The following is a 19,786-nucleotide window of genomic DNA, read 5'->3' as shown; positions in this document are numbered from 1 at the left end:
GATGTCTAGCGCACAGCTGCTGTTCCTGTTGATCGTCTTTGCGATCGTCTGCTGCCTCGCGTGGATCGCGGCAGTGCTGTTCGCGCCCGCCGCGCTGCGCGCCCGGCTGGCGAGCTTCATGGGCCGCAGGGACGACGGTCAGGCGGAGGGCAACGGCTGGGTCGAACGCGTGGCGCGCGCCGCCAAGCCGCTGACCAAGCTGTCGGTGCCGGAGGAGGGCTGGGAAAAGTCGGCGCTGCGCACCCGTTTCATGAACGCCGGCTGGCGCAATCCGGCGGCGCCGACACTGTACTTCGCCTCCAAAACGTCGCTGGCGCTGGGCCTGCCCGCGCTCGTCGGCCTCGTGCTGGCCTTCGTGCCTGCCGACATTGCCGGTTTCGGGACGGTGTCCCTGCTGCTGCTCGCGGCGACGTGCGGCTATTATTGTCCGAACGTGATCCTCGAGCGCGTGATCAAGCGCCGCAAGCGCGACATCTTCGAAAACATTCCCGATGCGCTCGACCTGCTCACGGTCTGCGTGGAGGCTGGCCTGAGCCTCGAGCGCGCGCTGGTCAAGGTCGCCGCCGAGATCCACATCAAGAGCGTGACGCTGGGCCAGGAATTGCAGCTGGTGCTGATGGAGATGCGCGCCGGCTTCAGCAAGGAAAAGGCGCTGCGCAATTTCGCGCTGCGCGTCGGGCTGGAAGACGTCGATTCGCTCGTTGCGATGCTGATCCAGTCCGAGCGCTTCGGCACCAGCATCGGCGACGCCTTGCGCGTGTATTCGGAAACGCTGCGCGGCAAGCGCCGCATCGTGGCGGAAGAGGCGGCCGCCAAGATCGGCCTGAAACTGTTGTTCCCCCTGATCTTCTGCATCTTCCCGACCTTATTGATGGTGTTGCTCGGCCCTGCCGGCATCCAGCTCACCAAGCTCTTCGGTACCGCACTGGGCGGTTCCAATTGATTCGATGGAGATAGTCATGCGCACGCGTATCCGGCTCTATACCATGCCTTTGTTGTGCAGCGGCGTGCTGCTGCTGGCCTGCAGCACCCCGTCGCCGCTGCCGGAAGCCGGCACGACCATGTCTTCGACGGCGGATGACAGCTATCTGCGCGGCCGCAACCTGTACCTCGCGCGCCGCTACGACGAAGCGATCGCCGCCTACGAGGCCGCGCTGCGCATCGACGGCACGCACGTCAATGCGCGCAACGGGCTGGCGATCGCCTACGCCGAGCAGCGCGATTTCGCCCGCGCGATCCCGATCTGGCGCGAGCTGACCCGCGACGTCACCATGGCGTCCGGCCCGGCGTCCGGCTTCCTGTTTGCCAACCTGGGCTATGCCTATCTGCTCAGCGGCGATTTTGATGCGGCCCAGGTCGCACTGGAAAAAGCCTGCCTGCTCGATCCGCTCAGCCAGCGCGGCTGGCAATACCTGGGCGAAACCCTGCTCAAGCTGGGCCAGGAAGCGCGCGGCCGGCAGATGCTGCGCCAGGCCGAGGCCTTGCGCGAACACGATTTCCGCGCCGACTATGCGACGGCGAACGGCGGCACGCGGCTGCCGGCCATCGAGCAGGCGGTCAAGACCGACCAGCACCCCGACGACGAGGAATGGGCGTCCGTCGAAGTGATCCGCAGGGACGACGGCCTGCTCGAGTTGCGGCGCGTGCCGGCACAAGCCGCGGCGCTGCGCAGCGAACCGGTCGACCCCGCTTCTGGCCGCTCGTTCGTGCCGGAGGCGGTCGCCACACTGGAGATCAGCAACGGCGACGGCCGCGAGGGGCTGGCACGCTTCGTGTCGCGCCAGTTGCGCGATCCCGGGCTCAAGGTCGTACGCTTGACCAATGAAAAAGGGTTCGGCGTGCGTCAGACGCGTGTCGAGTACCAGCCGGCTTTCCGGACGACGGCGGAACGCCTGGCCCGGCATGTCGGCAGCGGCGAACCGGTCGAAGTCGGAATGGCCGGGCATGCCGACGTGCGCCTCGTCATCGGTCACGACCTGCCGCTGCAACGCATCACTGCACGGCCGCCGTCGGGTCCGCTTGTGGCGCAGGCAGGCCGGACCGACACGCCCTGAACGGCCAGTGCCGATTTCACAACAGTAGCGGGCGACAGGCTGTCCCGAAATTCGGAATAATGGTCACTTGACCATTCGGGAGAACCGCCATGAAGCTCACTCGTTTCCAGTCCGCTATTGCTCAGTCTGTGCTTGCGACGTCGCTGCTGGTCTCGCTCGCGGCCTGCGCCCCGACGCCGACCCGCGAAGGCACGGGCGAATACGTCGACGACTCCTTGATTACCAGCAAGGTGAAGGCCGCCTTTGCCGCCGATCCGATGGTCAAGGCGACCCAGGTCAACGTGGAAACGTTCAAGGGGACGGTGCAGCTGAGCGGCTTTGTCGATTCACGTGAATCCGCCGCGAAGGCGGTCGAACTCGCGCGTAGCGTAAAAGGCGTGAAGTCCGTCAAGAACGACACAGTCATCCGCTGAGGACGTTACGCCGCACCGGCATATGGCACGTCGTGTGCCGGTGCGTGCGCGCTTATTGCCAGCTGACTTTGCCGAAGCCGTTCGTCGTGGCATTGCGCGTGGCCGGCTTGCCGTAGACGGTGGCCGAGCCCATGCCGCTCAGATTGACGTTGGCGGCAGTTTTCGCGTACACGCTGGCCCCACCGAGACCGGTCATGTCCAGGTCGACTGTTTCGGCGCGCAGTTGTTGAGCGTCCAGGCCACCGACGCCGCCCAGTTGCGCACGCAGTAATTTCGTCTGGCCGGCCACGGTGATATGCCCGGCGCCGCCCAGATGCAGTTCGATGCGCTCGGCCTGGCCGGGATTCAGCGTCAGACCGCCGACGCCGCCCAGGCGCGCGTCGACGTCGCGATATTGTCCCGTGAAGCGCACGGCGCCGGCGCCGTCCAGCGCGAGTTTCAGCTTGTCGCCGCTGAAGCCGGAGACGTCGCTCGAGCCGACGCCCTGCGACACGAATTCCTGCAGGTTCGGCACGGTCAGGTCGGCGCGCAACTCGTTCTTGCTGTTGCCGTCGAAACGGGTATTGTTTTCCATGTCGATCACGAGCGTATCGCCGCGCTGCGTGGTCGTCACCTTCGCCACGTAACGGCGGTCGCCGGACACCACGAGCGATGGCGTCGGTCCCTGGTGCAGGTTCAGGCGGATCACGCCGCCCAGGTGCACTTTCGACACGCCGGCATCGACATTACGGTTTTCGCGGACGAGATCGTCGGCCACGGCGGCATGTGCGCCGACTGCCAGGGTGGTGGCGAGGATGGCGCTCTTGATCAATTTGTTCATGTCGGGTCTCCGTTGGTTTGCTGTTGAAAGCACTGTTGAAAGTACTATAGGCAATCGCCCTGGACGAAACCCGTCGATTGCGACGGATTGCAGCATTGGCGGTACAGGCCGCGAAATCGCCGCATTGCCCCGCAAACCGTTCGATCGCACTTGGATTCACCCATCCCGCCGCCATGTTCTGTCGGCGGCGGCGCGACGCATGCCGGACGATGAGAGAGCAATGATGAAAGACGAACACTACGATGTGCTGGACGTGAACGGCGGCCGTCCCGTCAAGATGTGGACGCGCGGCGTCCCTGTGGAAGAAGAAGCCAAGCGCCAACTGGCCAACACGGCGCGCATGCCGTTCATTTATAAACACATGGCGGCCATGCCCGACGTTCACCTGGGCAAGGGCTCGACGATCGGCAGCGTGATTCCCACATTGGGTGCGGTGATCCCGGCCGCGGTCGGCGTCGACATCGGCTGCGGCATGATGGCTGCCAAGACGACCCTGAGCGCGCATGATCTGCCCGACAATCCGGGCCTGCTGCGCAGCGCCATCGAACGCTCGGTGCCGCACGGGATGTCGCCCAGAACGCGCGGTGTTAAAGGACGTGACCAGGGATCGTGGGATACGCCGCCGCAAGCCGTCGACCGGGCCTGGATGGCACTGAAGGACGAGTTCGACGTCATCTGCCAAAAGACCCCCAAGCTGAAGCACACGAACAACTACAAGCACCTGGGCACGCTGGGCAGCGGCAACCACTTCATCGAGATCTGCCTCGACGAACAGGGTTTCGTCTGGTTCATGCTGCACTCCGGCTCGCGCGGCGTCGGCAATGCGATCGGCACGCACTTCATCGAACTCGCCAAGCAGGACATGCGCACGCACCTCGCCAATTTGCCAGACCAGGATCTGGCCTACCTCAAGGAAGGCACGCAACACTACGACGATTACGTGGAGGCCGTCGGCTGGGCCCAGAAATTCGCACGGATGAACCGCGAAGTGATGATGCAGAACCTGATCGCGGCCGTGCGCACGGTCATCAAAAAACCATTCGAGACGCATGTGGAAGCCGTGAACTGCCATCACAACTACGTGCAGAAGGAACACCATTTCGGCAAGGACGTGCTGGTCACGCGCAAGGGCGCCGTGTCGGCGCGCGAGGGCGAACTGGGCATCATCCCGGGGTCGATGGGAGCGAAGAGCTACATCGTGCGCGGCAAGGGCAATCCAGAGAGCTTTCACAGTTGCAGCCACGGCGCCGGCCGCACGATGAGCCGCACCGAGGCCAAGCGCCGCTTCTCGGTGGAGGACCAGGTGCGCGCCACCGAGGGCGTCGAATGCCGCAAGGATGCCGCCGTCATCGACGAGATCCCGATGGCGTACAAGGACATCGACGCGGTGATGCAGGCGCAGAGCGACCTCGTCGAAGTCGTGCACACCCTGAAACAGATCGTCTGCGTGAAGGGGTGAGGGAGCGGGCATGATCGAACTGGACGGCGCGGCCGGCGAGGGCGGCGGCCAGATCGTGCGCAGCGCGCTGACCCTGGCCATGATCACGGGACAGCCCTTCCGCATCCGCAACATTCGCGCCAACCGCGACGGCGACGCGACCGAGGTGTTCACGGCCCTTGGCGAAAAATCCGTCCCGGCCGAGCAGGTGGCCCGCCAGGCAGTGCAGCGGGCGCGCCGGTATCTTGCGTCGCAAGCGGCGTTTGCCGAATACTTGGCCGACCAGATGATGCTTCCGCTCGCGCTGGCGGGCAGTGGCGGCTTCACGCTGGACGAGGTGTCGATGCATGCGCGCACCAATGCACAGGTGATCGAGACCTTCCTCCCCGTACGTTTCGGTTTCGAACGGCACGATGGTCTGGATCGCTGCACGGTGACGTCGCGCTGATGCCGTATTTATTTCTCGCAAAACAATTATATTGGCTCAAGTAATTTACAGATATGCACAATAGCGTCGAATAATTTTACATTTATATTGCATAAACGAAATTATCTATATAAATCAATTGCTTTTTGTTACTGGCATAGGTTTTGCTACAAGCGGCCTCGGGTACTTTTGATAAACGTTTCAGATTAACTAGGAACCGAGAATGAAATTCAAGACCGCTGCCGCCATGCTGGCATTGGCTGTTTTTGCAACGGGCGCACAGGCGACCGACCTGTCGTTTACGGGTCACTTCAATCATGACAATGACGTGCAAAGCTTCACCTTCGTGGTGAGCGGCACGTCGACGGTAACGTTGCGCAGCTGGTCGTATGCCGGCGGCGTGAATGCCCATGGCGACACGATCGCGCGTGGCGGCTTCGATCCGATCCTGGCGTTGTTCGACTCGACGGGCGCCAAGCTGGACGAGCAGGACGACGCCCACTGCCCGGACGTCGCGAGCGATGCGGTGACGGGGCGCTGCTATGACGTCAACTACAAGAACGCTCTGGCGGCAGGCACCTACACGGTAACGATCCAGCAATTCGATAACTTCGCCCTCGGCGCCAACCTGTCCGACGGCTTCGCGTTCGACGGTGTGGCCAACCAGAACTTCCGCAACGGCTTCGTGGATGCGGCCGGCGACAAACGTGATGCGCACTGGGCGTTCGACATTTTGAACGTCGACACGGCCGTCGTGACACCGCCGGCGGATGTGCCGGAACCGGCGTCGCTGATGCTGCTGGGTATTGGGGCGCTGGCGATCGCGGGGCGTCGCAAGCGTTCGTAAGCTGCGCTGAGCGGATAAAACAAAGGGTTACGAGCGTAAGCTCGTAACCCTTTGTTTTTGCTGCATATTCTTGGTGCCGGCTGCAAACATCGAACCAGCGTCTTAACCTATGCACAAGTGGGGCTAAGGGGGCTGCAAAACCTAATCATATCAATGACTTACTGATGAGCGCAAGCGGTACTGGTCGAGCGCCAAAGATGCCTTGTGTTACCCGATGTGATGCCCATGTGATACCTGAGAGGTTCCGCATTACCTCTGGTCGGCGTGCAGGAAATCTACCCGCTCATCGAAGCCCCAACAACAAAACTGAAAATCGGCCTTTAACCCTTTTATTGAAAATCGGCTGATGATTACAGCCCCGGGGGTACTTAGGCCGGTTCAGGGTTCGTCCTCGTGGTCGGTATCGGTGTAACGAAAAGCCACAGCGCAAGCATCGAAGAAATGCTTGGGTTTATTAATCCCTAGCGTCTACATCGTTTGCCCAGTTTGGCATATCAGGTTAGTGCCATCAATGGAATTCAGTGAGGGCTTGCGAGGTACGTCAGATTGTCGAGACATGCCCCACGGAATTGAAACCCTAAGCAAGCTTATTGAAGTCCACATCCAGGCCAACGCTTTTCATTTCTCTAGCCACGGTAATCTCCCAGTTAGCGTCGGTTACGTAAACCATGCCGCTGATGTCACCGGGCAGTTCGATATCTCCATTGACCAAGGGAACTACGCAGTCGCGGCCAAGCCTACCCATCAGGTAGCCGTGTTCGAAGACGACGTTCTGCCTTGCGCGCGACTTGAGCTTTCCGTCAGCGACGGCAGCGTTTGCTTCACCTTTATCATCAGGCGTGTAGAGAACTATTGCGAAATCGACATCGGTATAAGTTTCAATCTTCTCAATAATGGTTTTATTATTACTAACTTGTTCATGCAAAATGATGGCCTCAAAGCCCAGGGACTCGACGAATCGGGCTGTCTTAATTTTCGTAAGTTCATCATGCCCGTGAACGATAAAAACCTTGGTCTGACCTTTGCTTTTTTGCATTTTCGCGCCTTTCACAGATTTCTTACTTCGTGCGGTTGCTGTTGCTGCTTCATATTCGCCATGTTCGATGTCGAGTTTTAAAGAATCGATGTAGGATAGGACGATGTCCCCGTCTACTCGCCAGAATTGCTGCTCATCAGATTCCCCGAAATGCGCTGAAAGTACGTAATGTGTCAGCTTTGCATTCAGGACTGATGATTCACCAGGGAAATGTTCATCAAGGAACTTCGCAAAACGCCTTCTCCACGCGCTAAAGCGTTCCCTGCCGTATGTTGCTCCGCGTGATTGAAATGCTTGCGCAACTTCCCCTGTGAGTCGTTTCCGAAACTCGTCTAACGCAGCCAAGGCTTCCTGATCGTCCACTAATCCCCCGAAACTTAATTCAAGCAAGAATTCTACATCGGATGATGGTTGTCGAGTTGGCAGCTTAACTGTCCGAAACCGACCGCTTACGTACATGCCGAATATGACTGTCCGAAAGTAGGCTTGACGTAGTTTCGTACAGACCCTATGATTCGTACATCACTTTCGTACACATAGGAATCCCATGTCCCGCCTGTTCGCTTACTGCCGTGTTTCGACCAACGACCAAACCACGGAGAACCAAGTTCAAGAAATCGCAGCAGCAGGCTTTGCCGTCGCCAAACAGCGCATCGTGTCCGAAACGGTATCGGGTTCGGTAGCTGCCTTGGAACGTCAGGGGTTCGCTAAGCTGCTCGACAAGCTGGAAGCAGGGGACATATTGGTCGTGACGAAGCTTGACCGTCTTGGACGTAATGCGATGGACGTACGGGCTACTGTTGAGCGTTTGGAAGCTTCTGGCGTCAAGGTTCATTGTCTGGCCTTGGGTGGCGTTGACCTTACCAGCCCAGCAGGCAAGATGACCATGCAGGTTATTAACGCTGTGGCTGAGTTTGAGCGTGATTTGCTGATCGAACGGACCAATGCAGGGATTAAACGTGCTAAGGCCGAAGGGAAAGCCTTTGGACGACCATCGGCCCTTACGGTAGCCCAGCAGGAACAGGTAAAGGAACAGATCAAAGCAGGCGTAGCCGTTGCGCAGATTGCTAAGGCGTTTGATACGTCCCGTCAAACGGTAATGCGGATTCGGATCGCCATGGCGTAAGGCGCCAGGGTTATATGAACGGCGCATAGATTTGTTGGTTGTTATTAATTTTTTTTATAGGTAATGCAACCTTCCTGTCTTTGGAAGGGAAACGGTGGATGTTGGGTTAGCGCATCTGAGGTCAATTAGGCAATTGCCTTCTGGCCTCAATAGCGGGTCTCAGGGGCACTTTCTTATTGAGTAAGGGGTTTCCCCCATGACTGGCCTTTGACCGCCTTGTAGCTCGTGTTAGGGCCTTTGGATGGGGTAAGGCTAAAAGCTACAGCTTAGAGAGAACAGGTATTTTAAACCGCGCCTGTCAACCTCATGATTCATGTGCATCTGTTGTGTGAATTGCACCATGAAATCCATACATTCCTAACCTAACTATCCAAATGAACAACAGTAACAACGTAGCAACCCCTTCGCGTTCCCTAAGAACTTCCCCTGCATCTTTCGTTTTCAAAGAAAGTTCAATCCGCACTACCGTTGACGACTACGGAACCCCGTGGTTCGTTGCGGCAGACGTTTGCGATGCTTTAGAAATCAAGAACTGAACCGCCCCGGATTTGGTGGAGGCTCCAACTCTTGAGAGAATGGAGCTATGAACAAGAAGCCAAGCAAATTTTCGCCGGAAGTCCGGGAGCGCGCAGTCCGTCTGGTACGGGAGCAGCGTGATGAGCATCCGTCGCTCTGGGCGGCGGTCGAGTCAATCGCAGGGATGATCGGCTGTACGCCGCAAACACTGCATGAATGGATCAAGCGCGACCAGATTGATCAAGGTGAGCGTGCAGGAGTGACGACAGACGAGCGTGAGCGACTCAAAGCCTTGGAGCGCGAGAACAAGGAACTGCGGCGAGCCAACGAAATCCTGAAGCTGGCGAGTGCGTTTTTCGCCCAGGCGGAGCTCGACCGCCGGTTGAAATCCTGAAGGCCTTTATTGATCAGCATCGCGACACCTTCGGGGTCGAGCCGATCTGCAAGGTCTTGCGGATTGCCCCGTCGGGTTATCGGCGCCATGCCGCACAGCTTCGTGATGCGTCGAAGTTATGCGCCCGGGCGAAGCGAGATGAGATCCTCTGCCCGGAAATCAGTCGGGTTTGGCAGACCAATATGCAGGTCTACGGCGCAGTCAAAGTCTGGAAGCAGATGAACCGGGAACGCATCGTCGTTGCCCGCTGCACGGTGGAGCGCTTGATGAAGCGACTGGGTTTGCAAGGTGCTGTACGCGGCAAGCGAATCCGGACAACGACTCCCGATGTTGCCGCCCCACGTCCGCTGGATCGGGTCAATCGGCAATTCTCTGCTGACCGCCCAAATCAGCTGTGGGTGTCGGACTTCACATACGTTTCAACGTGGCAGGGCTGGTTGTACGTAGCCTTCGTAGTGGACGTGTTCGCCCGGCGCATTGTCGGCTGGCGGGTCAGTTCGTCGATGACCACTGATTTCGTTCTGGATGCGCTTGAACAGGCGCTGTATGCTCGCCAGCCCGGTGACAATGGAACTTTGATCCATCACTCCGATAGAGGCTCGCAATATCTGAGTATCCGCTACAGCGAACGTCTGGCCGAAGCGGGCATCGAACCGTCGGTTGGTAGTCGGGGCGACAGCTACGACAACGCGCTGGCTGAAACGATCAACGGTTTGTACAAGACGGAATTGATTCATCGCCGGACTTGGAAAACTCGGGAATCTGTCGAGCTGGCAACCTTGGAATGGGTGGCCTGGTTCAACCACCATCGGCTGATGGAACCACTCGGCTATGTCCCGCCCGCCGAAGCTGAGGCAAACTACTACCGGCAGCTCAAAACCGCTGCCGATGAAACTGCATTAACTTAAACCAATTAGCCTCCACGGTTCCCGGGGCGGTTCAGGCAGACGGAATCCTCAATGCGAAGCTTGCCCGCATCAAAGAACACAGGGATGAAAAGGATGCCCGAGCCAGGGCATTCAAGTTGCTACGCTGAGACCGTCCGCACGGATGCTGTAAGCGCCCCGCCCGTCACTAGATTTTCCATAACACATTCCGTATGTGGTCAGGGGTGCGTCGGAATGACAAGGGAAGTCAGACGAACCTACTCAGTTGAGCCAGCGCTTCTCAGACAAAGCTAAACTCCACAGCTAAGGAGAAGGAAGCTTGCCGAGCCTGGGAAACCTGACATTGGCCTTAAAAGCTAAAAGGTACAGCTAAGAGAAGACAAGGCCGACGACACTACCGTTGTGGGGGTAGGGGGCACACTAAAGATAACTCTAGTGCAACTGTAGATTCTGTAGATGCCTAAGTAGCCCCTAAGGGTGCATTCTAAATGACAATAACTAAAGGTCTTCCCTTTAGCTTTGCACCCATGCCTAAACCTATACCAACCTAAGGTAATCCAAAGGTATCCATAGGGATGATGGGTCTACCCCGTATGGGATTGATTGTCTTCTTTACCAGTCAAGACAGATGTTCTTGATTGGTGTTTTTTCTTAGTGTCCGTCCCATATGCACGACTACAGCGCGCCTCAGGAGGGCCTAGAAGCCGCCTGTTGCGTTTCTTGAGGTAGGGAATGCCTACCTAGCCGTAACGGTCTACGTGGTCCTGTGGGGCTTCTTGAGGTGCCCTGAAAGGCGGCAACGTATCGTGTACTTTATCAATGCTTTCTGTGCATATTAGTCTTCAAGGCGGGAAGTCAGCCATGCTGCCCTGATCGGTGTTTTTTCGATCCAGCCAGCTTCTTCTTAAACATCCGCGCAACGCCACAGGATGCACTCAGAAGCCCTACAATGCGTTTTTCCATGCAAGACTAGACAACCCCTACCCTCGTCGCACAAACAGTATGCAGGCCTTCTTATGGCGTCCTGTGGCAACCTAAACCCAAACAGCCGCCACGGCCTTGTTGAGCCACTCGGCTAACACTTCCAAAGGATACCCCTGGCCGTATCCAGCGCCGATGCCTTGGGATTTGTGACCAAGAATCTGGTCTTGGACGGAATCAGGGCACTGGACGGCGCGAAGACGGTCTTTCATCGAATGCCGCAGACTATGATTATCCACCTTTGCGTTTTCAAAGCCACTACGACTACGAACCCATTTAATCAAGGTTGCCGATACCGAATTGATGCTGCACTGTTCCACGGTTGTGTATTGGGGAAACAGAAATTTGGAATCAGCAGAGATAATCTGCGCGGCCTTGATGGCTTCCATGGCCCGAGGCGTCAAAGGGACCTTACGAATACTGGTTTCGTTCTTCAATGAGCGCCACGGGTGTTCCTTGAGATCGATATAAGGGGTTTCGGTATCGAGATAAACATCGGCTGATGCCAAGCCTGTGACTTCGGCCAACCTACAGCCGGTTTCGGCCAGGACCGTGACGATACAGCGGGGCTGATCCCAGCCTTTAACAGCGACCCATTCATCCACGGCACGATGCAGCGACTTCAATTGGTGCAAATCAAACGGAAGACGCGCCTGAGCATCCTTGCCAGCGTTGGGAATCTCAACACTGGAAAACTGGTTCTTAATGTCGAGTTCGTTTTCCTTGATTGCGCGCCTAACCGCAGCGTTGATGCAGTTCAGGTAACGGGTAACGGTCGTGGTCGTAATTGGCTTACCGTCATCATTGTGTTCGCCAGCAAGAAGCCACTTCACGAATTCGTTCACGTCCTGACGACGGATTGACCCAAGCGGACGATCCGACTTGAAGAAGGCCCTCAGATACCCAAAGGCAATCTTGCCTGATCTGGCGGTCTTTTCAGAGCGGGAAGCGACGTACTGATCAAGGCAATCGCTCAACGTGAATTCCCGGCGTCCCTGGGCAATTTGGAAGGCCGTAGCGACAACGGGGGGCAGGTACGGCTCAATATCCCGTTTCGGATTGATCGGGTAGTCATGCTCGTATGCTTCTTGCAGATGGTCCTTGACCTTGGTAGGAAGACCATCTTCGACCATATCGAAGAAGATGCCTAACGCTTCCTCGTCTGCTTTTGGTGCACCAGGGTCGATACCTCTAGCCCTAAGAAAACTTTCTGCCTGGGCCAGCGCCCCGGCTTTGGACGGATTGCGTAACTGTTCCCATTCCTTATCGTGTTGCTCGGCCAGCTTGGCGATCTTGGATGCAGCGGCCTTAGGATCATCCGTTTGCAGACTGATTACGATTTGTTCCTTCCCTGCCCATTCGGAACGTGAGGCTTCCAGCAGAGGCTTGATGTCGTCAGGAATACGACGACGATAGTAAAGAAGGGAACTGGTAGGCTTCTTCCAGAGGTGTTTTACCTTGACGGACACGATGGGGGATAGTGCAAGCAGGGGCATGCGGTAGCGTAAGTGGTACGGGTATGATACCCATTTGTGATACCACTCATGCTTAGGGATGCCTTAAAATCCCATCCGAATCAAGGACTTATGGGATTGCAAGGACAGGGGAATGGTGCCGGCTGCAGGACTCGAACCCGCCACCTGATGATTACAAATCAACTGCTCTACCTGATGAGCTAAGCCGGCAATGTGGCCAGAATTATACCCTTATTTGATCCGGGTCAACGTCGGGCGGCCACCTTTTTTGGGTGGTTCGTCGTCATCGTCGGGTACATGCGACACCTCGGATGCGGTCTTGGCCGGGACCGCGGCCAGGCCGGGGGCCGGACTTGCTGCCGGTTCAGGTGCCGGCGGGGGCAGGTCGGCGGCCATCGTCGTGACGTCGAAGGCCATGCCCTGGCCGTTTTCGTTGGCGTAGATGGCCAGCACGTTGTGCACCGGGATGTACAGCTCGCGCGAGACGCCGTTGAAGCGTGCACGGAACGTGATCGCGTCGTTGTCCATTTTCAGCCCGGAGGTCGCGCCGTAGCTGATGTTGAGGATGATTTCGCCCTTTTTCACGTATTCCATCGGAACCGTGGTGGCGGCGTCGACCTTGACGGCCAGGTAAGGCGTATAGCCGCTGTCCGTGCACCATTCGTAAATGGCGCGCAGCAGGTACGGCTTGGTGGAGATGTCTGGCATGGTGTGATCGAAATGATGCGAGATGTTACACGCCAGTGTACTTCGATTCGCCTGTGGCGTCGTAAACTGGCGTGCAACGGAGGTGGCGCTTTAGCGGCGCATCACCTTTTCGGACGGGGTCAGGGCTTCGATGTAGGCCGGACGCGAGAAGATGCGCTCGGCATACTTCATCAGCGGCGCCGCCGTCTTCGACAGTTCGATGCCGTAGTGATCCAGACGCCACAGCAGCGGGGCGATGGCCACGTCGAGCATCGAGAATTCGTCGCCCAGCATGTATTTGTTCTTCAGGAACAGCGGGGCCAGCGTCGTCAGGCGGTCGCGGATTTCGGCGCGCGCCTTGTCGTGGCTCTTGTCGCCCACTTTGTTGCGCTCGTTTTCGAGCGTGTTGACGTGGACGAACAGTTCCTTCTCGAAATTGAACAGCATCAGGCGGGCACGGGCGCGCATGAGCGGGTCCGCAGGCATCAACTGCGGATGCGGGAAGCGCTCGTCGATGTATTCGTTGATGATGTTCGATTCGTACAGAATCAGTTCGCGCTCGACCAGGATCGGCACCTGGCCGTACGGATTCATCGTCGAGATGTCCTCGGGCTTGTTGAACAGGTCCACGTCGCGCACTTCGAAGTCCATGCCCTTTTCGAACAGGACCAGACGGCAGCGCTGGGAGAACGGGCACGTGGTGCCGGAGTAGAGAACCATCATGGTTTATAGTTCCTTCAAGAAACAAAGGGGTGAAGCGCCAGGCGGCTCACCCCGAATAGACATTGCCCGCATTATAACCGGGCAATCAACTCACTTTACGTCTTTCCAATAAGAAGCATTCAAAGACCAGGCGAGGAAGGCGAAGAAAGCGAGGAAAATCACGACGATCGCACCCAGACGTTTGCGAAAGTCGCGCGCCGGTTCGGCCATCCAGTCCATGTATGCGACCAGGTCGGCCACCTGGGCATCGAACTCCTGCGGGCTCAGCGTGCCCGGCGTCACCTGCTCGAAGCCGGCGAAGCGGTGCACGGTTTTTTCATGCTCGTGGGGGTCCGGTTCCTCGACCATCTTGGCCGTACGCACGCCCTGCAGCTGCCACAGTACGTGCGGCATGGCGACGTTCGGCACGACCATGTTGTTCCAGCCGGTCGGGCGGGTATCGTCCTTGTAGAAAGTGCGCAGGTAGGTGTAGATGTAGTCGGGGCCGGAGCCGGCGGCCGAGGCGCGCGCACGCGTGATCACCGACAGGTCCGGCGGTACGGCGCCGAACCAGGCTTTCGCATCCGCGGGACGCATCGCGATCGTCATCATGTCGCCCACCTTCTCACCCGAGAACAGCAGGTTGTTCTTGATCTGGTCTTCGGTCAAGCCCAGGTCACGCAGGCGATTGTAGCGCATCGACGATGCGGAATGACAGTTCAGGCAGTAGTTGACGAACAGCTTGGCGCCGTTTTGCAGCGAGGCGATATCGGTGCGTTCGGGCGCGCGGTCGAGCGGGAACGCGCCTTCGTTCGCGAACACGAATCCCGGCAGCAGGGCCAGGACCGCGAGCAGTTTTTTCGAAAAAAACATCATTGTTGTCCTTTGGCTTTGGTTCCGGGATCAATGCGGGGTGAACGTGACGCGATTGGGCACCGGCTTGAACCGGCCCATCGAGCTCCACCATGGCATCAGGAGGAAGAAGCTAAAGTACAGCAGGGTGCAGGCCTGGGCGACCAGCGTGTAGGCCGGGGTCGGCAGTTGGGTGCCGAGGTAGCCGAGCGTCAGGAACGCCAGGAAGAATACGGCATACACGTATTTGTGCCAGCCCGGACGGTAGCGGATCGATTTCACCGGCGAATGATCCAGCCACGGCAGCAGCGCCAGGATCACGACGGCCGAGCCGAACAGCACGACGCCCCAGAATTTCGCGTCCAGCACCTGCGGCAGCATGCCGATCTCGGCCAGGATGGCGACCGCGGTCACCGCGATCTTCGTCTTGTACGACAGGCGCGAACGGAGCCAGATGAACACGACGTAGGCGGCCACGCCGGCCATCACGACCCACATGAAGTCCGACGTCGTCGCGCGCAGCACCGAGTAGAACGGCGTGAAGTACCAGGTCGGGGCGATGTGCGGCGGGGTCTTGAGCGAGTCGGCGGGCAGGAAGTTGTTGTATTCCAGGAAGTAGCCGCCCATTTCCGGCGCAAAGAACACGACGCTGCTGAAGATCAGCAGGAACATCGACACGCCGAACAAATCCTTGGTCGTGTAGTACGGATGCGAGGGGATGGTGTCGACGCCGTGGCCGTCCGGGCCGAGGTTTTCCTTGACCTCGATGCCGTCCGGGTTGTTCGAGCCCACTTCGTGCAGGGCGATCAGGTGCGCCGCGACGAGGCCCAGCAGCACCAGCGGGATCGCGATCACGTGGAAGGCGAAGAAGCGGTTCAGGGTGGCGTCCGACACGACGTAGTCGCCGCGGATCCACAGCGACAGGTCCTGGCCGATGAACGGGATGGCGCTGAACAGGTTGACGATCACCTGGGCGCCCCAGTACGACATCTGGCCCCACGGCAGCAGGTAGCCGAAGAAGGCCTCGGCCATCAGGCACAGGAAGATCGCGAAGCCGAACAGCCAGATCAGCTCGCGCGGCTTGCGATACGAGCCGTACAGCAGGCCACGGGTCATGTGCAGGTACACGACGATGAAGAACGCCGAGGCGCCCGTCGAGTGCATGTAGCGCACGAGCCAGCCCCACGGGACTTCGCGCATGATGTATTCGACGGAGCCGAACGCGAGGCCGGCGTCCGGCTTGTAGTGCATGGTCAGGAAGATGCCGGTGACGATCTGCATCACCAGGATCAGCATGGCCAGCGAGCCGAACAGATACCAGATATTGAAGTTCTTCGGGGCGTAGTAGCGGCCCCACTGGTCGTTCCACAGCTTCGACAGCGGGAAGCGGTCGTCGACCCAGGCCAGGGCCCGGTGGCTTTTCGGCGCGTCGGCCGGGAGTTTGGTTTCCTTGAACGCTGCGCCCATCTTATGCCTCGCCTTTCTCGTCTTTGCCGATCAGGATCTTGTTGTCGGACAGGTACATGTACGGAGGCACGTCAAGGTTGGCCGGAGCCGGCTTGTTCTTGAAGACGCGGCCCGACAGGTCGAACGTCGATCCATGGCAGGGACAAAGGAAGCCGCCGTGCCAGTCGTCCGGCAGGTTCGGCTGGGGGCCTTCGGTGAAGCGGGCGGAAGGAGAGCAGCCCAGGTGGGAGCAGATGCCGACGACGACAAGGAGATCCTTGTGTTTCTCGTATGCGCGGAATTCGTTCTTCGCATAGGCCGGCACCGGCATTTGATACGATTTATCGGAATTTGGATCGGCGACCAGGCTGTCGTTCTTCGGCAGGCTGGCCAGCATTTCGGGGGTGCGGCGAAGGAGCCACACGGGCTTGCCGCGCCACTCCACGACTTTCAACTCGCCCGGTTTGATGTCGGAAATATCCGCCTCGACCGGGGCGCCGGCCGCTTTTGCTCGTTCGGAGGGCTGCAACGTACTGACCAGCACCCCGGCCGTTGAAACACCGACAACGCCACCCGCCGCGCATGTAGCCACGAGCAAGCCTCGCCGGCCTGAATCGACCTGCTTCTCATTACTCATACCAACTCCATTCGTCAAATGCGAAATGTTGCAATGCAATACGTTGCAATACGGTATTAACCTTTTATGCAACGGTCGATTATATGTGAACAGTTTTGCAAATTAAAGAAAAAACGTTTGCATTGTCGCGACCCTTCCCAAATGCGCATTTTTGTGTTCGCGGCCCGGGTCACATGCTCATCTCGACCATCGGGTGCACTGCACGTTTCCTGTATCATCGCTGTGAACCTGGCAAGATTTTTAAAAACACAAAGGAGGGCGTGGGATGGCTATGCTGGAAGAGTTCAAAAAATTCGCGCTGAAGGGCAATGTCGTCGACCTGGCGGTCGGCGTGATCATCGGCGGCGCGTTCGGGCGGATCGTGGATTCTCTCGTGCAGGACGTCATCATGCCGCCGATCGGCAAGTTGTTCGGCGGCCTCGATTTCGCCAGTTACTACCTCCCGCTCAACGGCCAGCCCTACGGCCTGCCGCTGGCGGAAGCCAAGAAGGCCGGCGCCGTGCTGGCGTACGGGAATTTCTTCACGATCCTGCTGAACTTCCTGATATTGGCGTTCGTCATTTTCCAAATGGTCAGGCTGATGAATCGCATGCGCGCGCCGTTCACCAAGGCCGAGGAAGAGCAGCAGGCGGCCGCTGTGGTGGCAACGGCGGAAGAAGTCGTTCTGCTGCGTGAAATCCGCGACGCGCTGACGCTGAAGCGCTAGCCGCGGAGTCGCCCGATGCGCCGCTACTGGCTGCTGTTCGCACAAACCGTCACGATCGCCCTCGGCATCTATGTCGTGATCGCGGCGCTGCAGCCGGCGTGGATCGGACGCGCGCCGACGCAGATGGGCATCGGTGGACCGGGGCGCGCGGTGCCGGTGCTGCAGGCGCCGGGCAGTGGTCTCGCCCCGGCCAGTTACCGCGACGCGGCCGGCCGCGCCATGCCGGCCGTCGTCAACATTCTCACCAGCAAGGCGTTGCGCGAAACCCATCCGCTGCTGAAGGACCCGTTCTTCCGGCGCTTCTTCGGCGACAAGACGCCGCCGCAGGAACAGATGGCCAGCCTGGGCTCAGGCGTCATCGTCAGCGGCGACGGCTACATCCTGACCAATTACCACGTCGTCGAAGGCGCCGACGAGATCGAGGTCGGCCTGGCCGACGGACGCAAGGCCGCCGCCAGCGTCGTCGGCACCGATCCGGAAACGGATTTGGCCGTGATCCGCATCAAGGCGGACAAACTGCCCGTGATCGTGCTGGGCGACCCGGAGCAGGCGCGCGTGGGCGACGTCGTGCTGGCGATCGGCAATCCGTTCGGCGTCGGGCAGACCGTCACGCTGGGCATCATCTCCGCGCTGGGCCGCAACAACCTGCACATCAACCATTTCGAGAATTTCATCCAGACGGATGCCGCCATCAACTTCGGCAACTCGGGCGGGGCGCTCGTCGATACGCGCGGTAATCTGCTGGGCATCAATTCGGCCATTTATTCGCAGACGGGCGGCTCGGTGGGCATCGGCTTCGCGATTCCCGTGTCGACGGCGAAAACCGTGCTCGATTCCATCATCAAGCACGGCCAGGTCGTGCGCGGCTGGATCGGCGTCGAATCGCAGGACATCACGCCCGAAATCGCCGACAGCTTCGGCCTCGCGCGCGACCGCGGGGCCATCATCGCCGGTGTCGTGCGCGGCGGCCCGGCGGACCGCGCCGGCATGCGCCCGGGCGACATCCTGCTGGCCGTGCAAGGCAAAAAAGTCGGCAGCACCAACGACATGATGAACCTCATCGCCGCGCTGCCGCCCGGCGGCAAGGCGGCGATGACGGTGATGCGCAAGAACCGCGAGACGACCTTCGACGTCACCGTCGGCCGCCGTCCGCGCCAGACCCCCTGATTATCCGGACTTTCCATGCACCTGCGCGACCTCACGCAATTCCTTTCCGAGCTCAAAGAGAACAACACCCGGCCCTGGTTCATCATGAACAAGCCCCGCTACGACATCCTGCGGGTCGAATTCCTGGAGGTGCTGACGGAACTCATCAAGGAGATCGGCCGGTTCGACAAGCAGATCATCGCCTGCGATCCGAAGAAGGCGATGTTCCGCTTCCAGCGCGATACCCGCTTTTCGCACGACAAGACGCCCTATAAAACGCATTTCTCGGCCGGCATCGCGCCGGGCAACAAGCGCCGCCCCAGCGAAGGCGGCGGCCCGACCTATTACTTCCACATCGAAGCCGACGGTACGTTGCTGTACGGCGCCGGCGAATACCTGCCGCCGGCGGCGCGCCTGAAGGCGATCCGCGAGCACGTCGTCAACGATGCGACAGGCTTCGCCAAAATGTTGAAGAATAAACATCTGCGCGAGGCGTACGGCGACCTGCAGCCGGAAGACAAGCTGCAACGCCCGCCGAAGGGATTCGATCCGAACCATCCGCTGGTCGAATACCTGAAGCTCAAGAGTTATTTTGTCTGGAACGAAGCGAAGCTCGACATCAACGCCCCGGACAAGCTCGTGCCGCAGCTCGCGCAGGGATTCAAGGACGCCACCGCGCTCGTCAACTGGTTGCGCGCGGTGCCGCAGACATTCGAAGAGTAAAGGGAGTCACACATGGCGTTGCACCACGCAGTATCGGGTGAGCGGATCGCACTCCAGCGGGGCGAAGACGACATCGCGAATTTCACGTCGATCGCATTGATCAAGACGGATCACATGGAATTGATCCGGCTCGTGATACCCAAGGAAAAACCGCTGCCGGAACATTGGGTCGAAGGCGAGATGACCTTGCTGTGCCTGGAGGGCGAGATCGCGTTCCAGGCCCACGGCCGCACGACCATCCTGCAGCCGAATGAGATGGTGTACCTGGCCGGCGGCGAGCCGCATGCGATCCATGCCAACCAGGACGCGGTCGCGCTGCTGACCATTTTGCTGCATCCGGGCGATAACTCGGGTGGGCCGACGCGGAACGCGCCGAGCGCCTGATCCTGGCAACGGTTTGGTGGGCACGGGGTGCCCACCCTTGTATCTTGAGCGTGTTGGTGATTAGCTACCACTAACTGAGGTGAAGACCA

Annotated in this window: 20 protein-coding genes, 1 tRNA gene and 1 other annotated feature; of the genes, 12 read left to right on the top strand and 9 right to left on the bottom strand. The window is 59.1% G+C overall.

Features of this window, described 5'->3' with window-relative positions; genetic code table 11:
• The first annotated feature begins 1 nt into the window (after position 1).
• The 3 genes from ASC93_RS17505 to ASC93_RS17495 all read left to right on the top strand — a co-directional run bounded on the left by ASC93_RS17505 (position 2) and on the right by ASC93_RS17495 (position 2,467).
• Positions 2–943 carry a type II secretion system F family protein gene (locus ASC93_RS17505; RefSeq protein ID WP_056444949.1) on the top strand — a complete coding sequence of 314 codons (942 nt, stop codon included), beginning with the start codon at positions 2–4 and terminating at the stop codon, positions 941–943.
• Positions 944–959: 16 nt separating this feature from the next.
• Positions 960–2,054 (top strand): LytR C-terminal domain-containing protein, encoded by a 1,095-nt coding sequence (locus ASC93_RS17500; protein ID WP_056444946.1) that lies wholly within the window; start codon positions 960–962, stop codon positions 2,052–2,054.
• 89 nt (positions 2,055–2,143) lie between these two features.
• Entirely contained in the window at positions 2,144–2,467 is a 324-nt protein-coding gene (locus tag ASC93_RS17495; protein ID WP_056444944.1) for a BON domain-containing protein, read from the top strand.
• A 52-nt stretch (positions 2,468–2,519) separates the two neighbouring features.
• Here the strand turns inward: ASC93_RS17495 and ASC93_RS17490 are convergent, their stop codons facing one another.
• Positions 2,520–3,287, bottom strand: a complete 768-nt coding sequence (locus ASC93_RS17490; RefSeq protein WP_056444941.1) for a DUF2807 domain-containing protein — start codon at positions 3,285–3,287, stop codon at positions 2,520–2,522.
• A gap of 223 nt (positions 3,288–3,510) precedes the next feature.
• Here ASC93_RS17490 and ASC93_RS17485 point away from each other — a divergent pair, with 223 nt between their 5' ends.
• The 3 genes from ASC93_RS17485 (at position 3,511) to ASC93_RS17475 (ending at position 5,999) form a co-directional block, all read left to right on the top strand.
• Positions 3,511–4,746, top strand: coding sequence for an RtcB family protein (locus ASC93_RS17485; protein ID WP_056445256.1), 1,236 nt, complete (start codon positions 3,511–3,513; stop codon positions 4,744–4,746).
• Between the two features lie 10 nt (positions 4,747–4,756).
• Entirely contained in the window at positions 4,757–5,173 is a 417-nt protein-coding gene (locus ASC93_RS17480; protein WP_056444937.1) for an RNA 3'-terminal phosphate cyclase, read from the top strand.
• 202 nt (positions 5,174–5,375) lie between these two features.
• Positions 5,376–5,999, top strand: coding sequence for a DVUA0089 family protein (locus ASC93_RS17475; RefSeq protein WP_056444934.1), 624 nt, complete (start codon positions 5,376–5,378; stop codon positions 5,997–5,999).
• 577 nt (positions 6,000–6,576) lie between these two features.
• On the opposite strand, the gene ASC93_RS17470 is transcribed toward ASC93_RS17475, so the two are convergent.
• Positions 6,577–7,425 carry a TIR domain-containing protein gene (locus ASC93_RS17470; RefSeq protein WP_229412766.1) on the bottom strand — a complete coding sequence of 283 codons (849 nt, stop codon included), beginning with the start codon at positions 7,423–7,425 and terminating at the stop codon, positions 6,577–6,579.
• 157 nt (positions 7,426–7,582) lie between these two features.
• On the opposite strand from ASC93_RS17470, the gene ASC93_RS17465 reads away from it, so the two are divergent.
• Positions 7,583–8,161 (top strand): recombinase family protein, encoded by a 579-nt coding sequence (locus ASC93_RS17465; protein ID WP_056444926.1) that lies wholly within the window; start codon positions 7,583–7,585, stop codon positions 8,159–8,161.
• A gap of 583 nt (positions 8,162–8,744) precedes the next feature.
• Positions 8,745–9,979, top strand: a protein-coding gene (locus tag ASC93_RS17455) for an IS3 family transposase (protein ID WP_157201980.1) whose coding sequence is annotated in 2 segments (ribosomal slippage) — positions 8,745–9,036 and positions 9,036–9,979 — 1,236 coding nt in all. Because the reading frame shifts where the segments join, the coding sequence is not laid out codon by codon here.
• Positions 9,026–9,142 (top strand) — a sequence feature (AL1L pseudoknot). (Overlaps the previous gene by 117 nt.)
• Positions 9,980–10,992: 1,013 nt before the next feature.
• Here the strand turns inward: ASC93_RS17455 and ASC93_RS17450 are convergent.
• From ASC93_RS17450 to petA, 7 genes are all read right to left on the bottom strand, one after another.
• On the bottom strand, positions 10,993–12,435 hold the full coding sequence (locus ASC93_RS17450) for a DUF6538 domain-containing protein (protein WP_056444916.1): 1,443 nt from the start codon (positions 12,433–12,435) through the stop codon (positions 10,993–10,995).
• A 113-nt stretch (positions 12,436–12,548) separates the two neighbouring features.
• Positions 12,549–12,624 (bottom strand) — tRNA-Thr (locus ASC93_RS17445).
• A 21-nt stretch (positions 12,625–12,645) separates the two neighbouring features.
• Positions 12,646–13,122, bottom strand: a complete 477-nt coding sequence (locus ASC93_RS17440) for a ClpXP protease specificity-enhancing factor (protein WP_056444913.1) — start codon at positions 13,120–13,122, stop codon at positions 12,646–12,648.
• Positions 13,123–13,212: 90 nt separating this feature from the next.
• Positions 13,213–13,824 (bottom strand): glutathione S-transferase N-terminal domain-containing protein, encoded by a 612-nt coding sequence (locus ASC93_RS17435; protein WP_036231132.1) that lies wholly within the window; start codon positions 13,822–13,824, stop codon positions 13,213–13,215.
• A 90-nt stretch (positions 13,825–13,914) separates the two neighbouring features.
• Positions 13,915–14,676 carry a cytochrome c1 gene (locus ASC93_RS17430; protein ID WP_056445253.1) on the bottom strand — a complete coding sequence of 254 codons (762 nt, stop codon included), beginning with the start codon at positions 14,674–14,676 and terminating at the stop codon, positions 13,915–13,917.
• A gap of 30 nt (positions 14,677–14,706) precedes the next feature.
• Complete coding sequence (locus ASC93_RS17425; RefSeq protein ID WP_056444910.1) at positions 14,707–16,122, bottom strand: cytochrome bc complex cytochrome b subunit; 1,416 nt, start codon at positions 16,120–16,122, stop codon at positions 14,707–14,709.
• 1 nt (position 16,123) lies between these two features.
• On the bottom strand, positions 16,124–16,738 hold the full coding sequence (gene petA, locus ASC93_RS17420; RefSeq protein ID WP_056444904.1) for a ubiquinol-cytochrome c reductase iron-sulfur subunit: 615 nt from the start codon (positions 16,736–16,738) through the stop codon (positions 16,124–16,126).
• A 265-nt stretch (positions 16,739–17,003) separates the two neighbouring features.
• Between petA and mscL the strand changes: the two genes are divergently transcribed.
• From mscL to ASC93_RS17400, 4 genes are read left to right on the top strand one after another with little or no spacing between them, the layout of a single operon-like run.
• Complete coding sequence (gene mscL, locus ASC93_RS17415; RefSeq protein WP_056444901.1) at positions 17,004–17,444, top strand: large conductance mechanosensitive channel protein MscL; 441 nt, start codon at positions 17,004–17,006, stop codon at positions 17,442–17,444.
• A gap of 15 nt (positions 17,445–17,459) precedes the next feature.
• On the top strand, positions 17,460–18,611 hold the full coding sequence (locus ASC93_RS17410) for a Do family serine endopeptidase (RefSeq protein WP_056444897.1): 1,152 nt from the start codon (positions 17,460–17,462) through the stop codon (positions 18,609–18,611).
• Positions 18,612–18,626: 15 nt separating this feature from the next.
• Entirely contained in the window at positions 18,627–19,313 is a 687-nt protein-coding gene (locus ASC93_RS17405; RefSeq protein ID WP_056444895.1) for a DUF2461 domain-containing protein, read from the top strand.
• A 12-nt stretch (positions 19,314–19,325) separates the two neighbouring features.
• Entirely contained in the window at positions 19,326–19,697 is a 372-nt protein-coding gene (locus ASC93_RS17400) for a cupin domain-containing protein (protein ID WP_056444892.1), read from the top strand.
• Positions 19,698–19,786 lie beyond the last annotated feature (89 nt).

The sequence above is a fragment of the Massilia sp. Root335 genome (genome assembly GCF_001425685.1).
Classification (GTDB): Bacteria; Pseudomonadota; Gammaproteobacteria; order Burkholderiales; family Burkholderiaceae_D; genus Telluria; species Telluria luteola.
Note: the sequence above shows the minus strand (reverse complement) of the source record. Positions and strands in the feature narration are given on the sequence as shown.

What these genes read in the sequence shown, in the direction of transcription:
- ASC93_RS17505 (WP_056444949.1), top strand. Translation starts at nt 2, where the DNA reads ATGTCTAGCGCACAGCTGCTGTTCCTGTTGATCGTCTTTGCGATCGTC.
- ASC93_RS17500 (WP_056444946.1), top strand. Translation starts at nt 960, where the DNA reads ATGCGCACGCGTATCCGGCTCTATACCATGCCTTTGTTGTGCAGCGGC.
- ASC93_RS17495 (WP_056444944.1), top strand. Translation starts at nt 2,144, where the DNA reads ATGAAGCTCACTCGTTTCCAGTCCGCTATTGCTCAGTCTGTGCTTGCG.
- ASC93_RS17490 (WP_056444941.1), bottom strand. Translation starts at nt 3,287, where the DNA reads ATGAACAAATTGATCAAGAGCGCCATCCTCGCCACCACCCTGGCAGTC.
- ASC93_RS17485 (WP_056445256.1), top strand. Translation starts at nt 3,511, where the DNA reads ATGAAAGACGAACACTACGATGTGCTGGACGTGAACGGCGGCCGTCCC.
- ASC93_RS17480 (WP_056444937.1), top strand. Translation starts at nt 4,757, where the DNA reads ATGATCGAACTGGACGGCGCGGCCGGCGAGGGCGGCGGCCAGATCGTG.
- ASC93_RS17475 (WP_056444934.1), top strand. Translation starts at nt 5,376, where the DNA reads ATGAAATTCAAGACCGCTGCCGCCATGCTGGCATTGGCTGTTTTTGCA.
- ASC93_RS17465 (WP_056444926.1), top strand. Translation starts at nt 7,583, where the DNA reads ATGTCCCGCCTGTTCGCTTACTGCCGTGTTTCGACCAACGACCAAACC.
- ASC93_RS17450 (WP_056444916.1), bottom strand. Translation starts at nt 12,435, where the DNA reads ATGCCCCTGCTTGCACTATCCCCCATCGTGTCCGTCAAGGTAAAACAC.
- ASC93_RS17440 (WP_056444913.1), bottom strand. Translation starts at nt 13,122, where the DNA reads ATGCCAGACATCTCCACCAAGCCGTACCTGCTGCGCGCCATTTACGAA.
- ASC93_RS17435 (WP_036231132.1), bottom strand. Translation starts at nt 13,824, where the DNA reads ATGATGGTTCTCTACTCCGGCACCACGTGCCCGTTCTCCCAGCGCTGC.
- ASC93_RS17430 (WP_056445253.1), bottom strand. Translation starts at nt 14,676, where the DNA reads ATGTTTTTTTCGAAAAAACTGCTCGCGGTCCTGGCCCTGCTGCCGGGA.
- ASC93_RS17425 (WP_056444910.1), bottom strand. Translation starts at nt 16,122, where the DNA reads ATGGGCGCAGCGTTCAAGGAAACCAAACTCCCGGCCGACGCGCCGAAA.
- petA (WP_056444904.1), bottom strand. Translation starts at nt 16,738, where the DNA reads ATGAGTAATGAGAAGCAGGTCGATTCAGGCCGGCGAGGCTTGCTCGTG.
- mscL (WP_056444901.1), top strand. Translation starts at nt 17,004, where the DNA reads ATGGCTATGCTGGAAGAGTTCAAAAAATTCGCGCTGAAGGGCAATGTC.
- ASC93_RS17410 (WP_056444897.1), top strand. Translation starts at nt 17,460, where the DNA reads ATGCGCCGCTACTGGCTGCTGTTCGCACAAACCGTCACGATCGCCCTC.
- ASC93_RS17405 (WP_056444895.1), top strand. Translation starts at nt 18,627, where the DNA reads ATGCACCTGCGCGACCTCACGCAATTCCTTTCCGAGCTCAAAGAGAAC.
- ASC93_RS17400 (WP_056444892.1), top strand. Translation starts at nt 19,326, where the DNA reads ATGGCGTTGCACCACGCAGTATCGGGTGAGCGGATCGCACTCCAGCGG.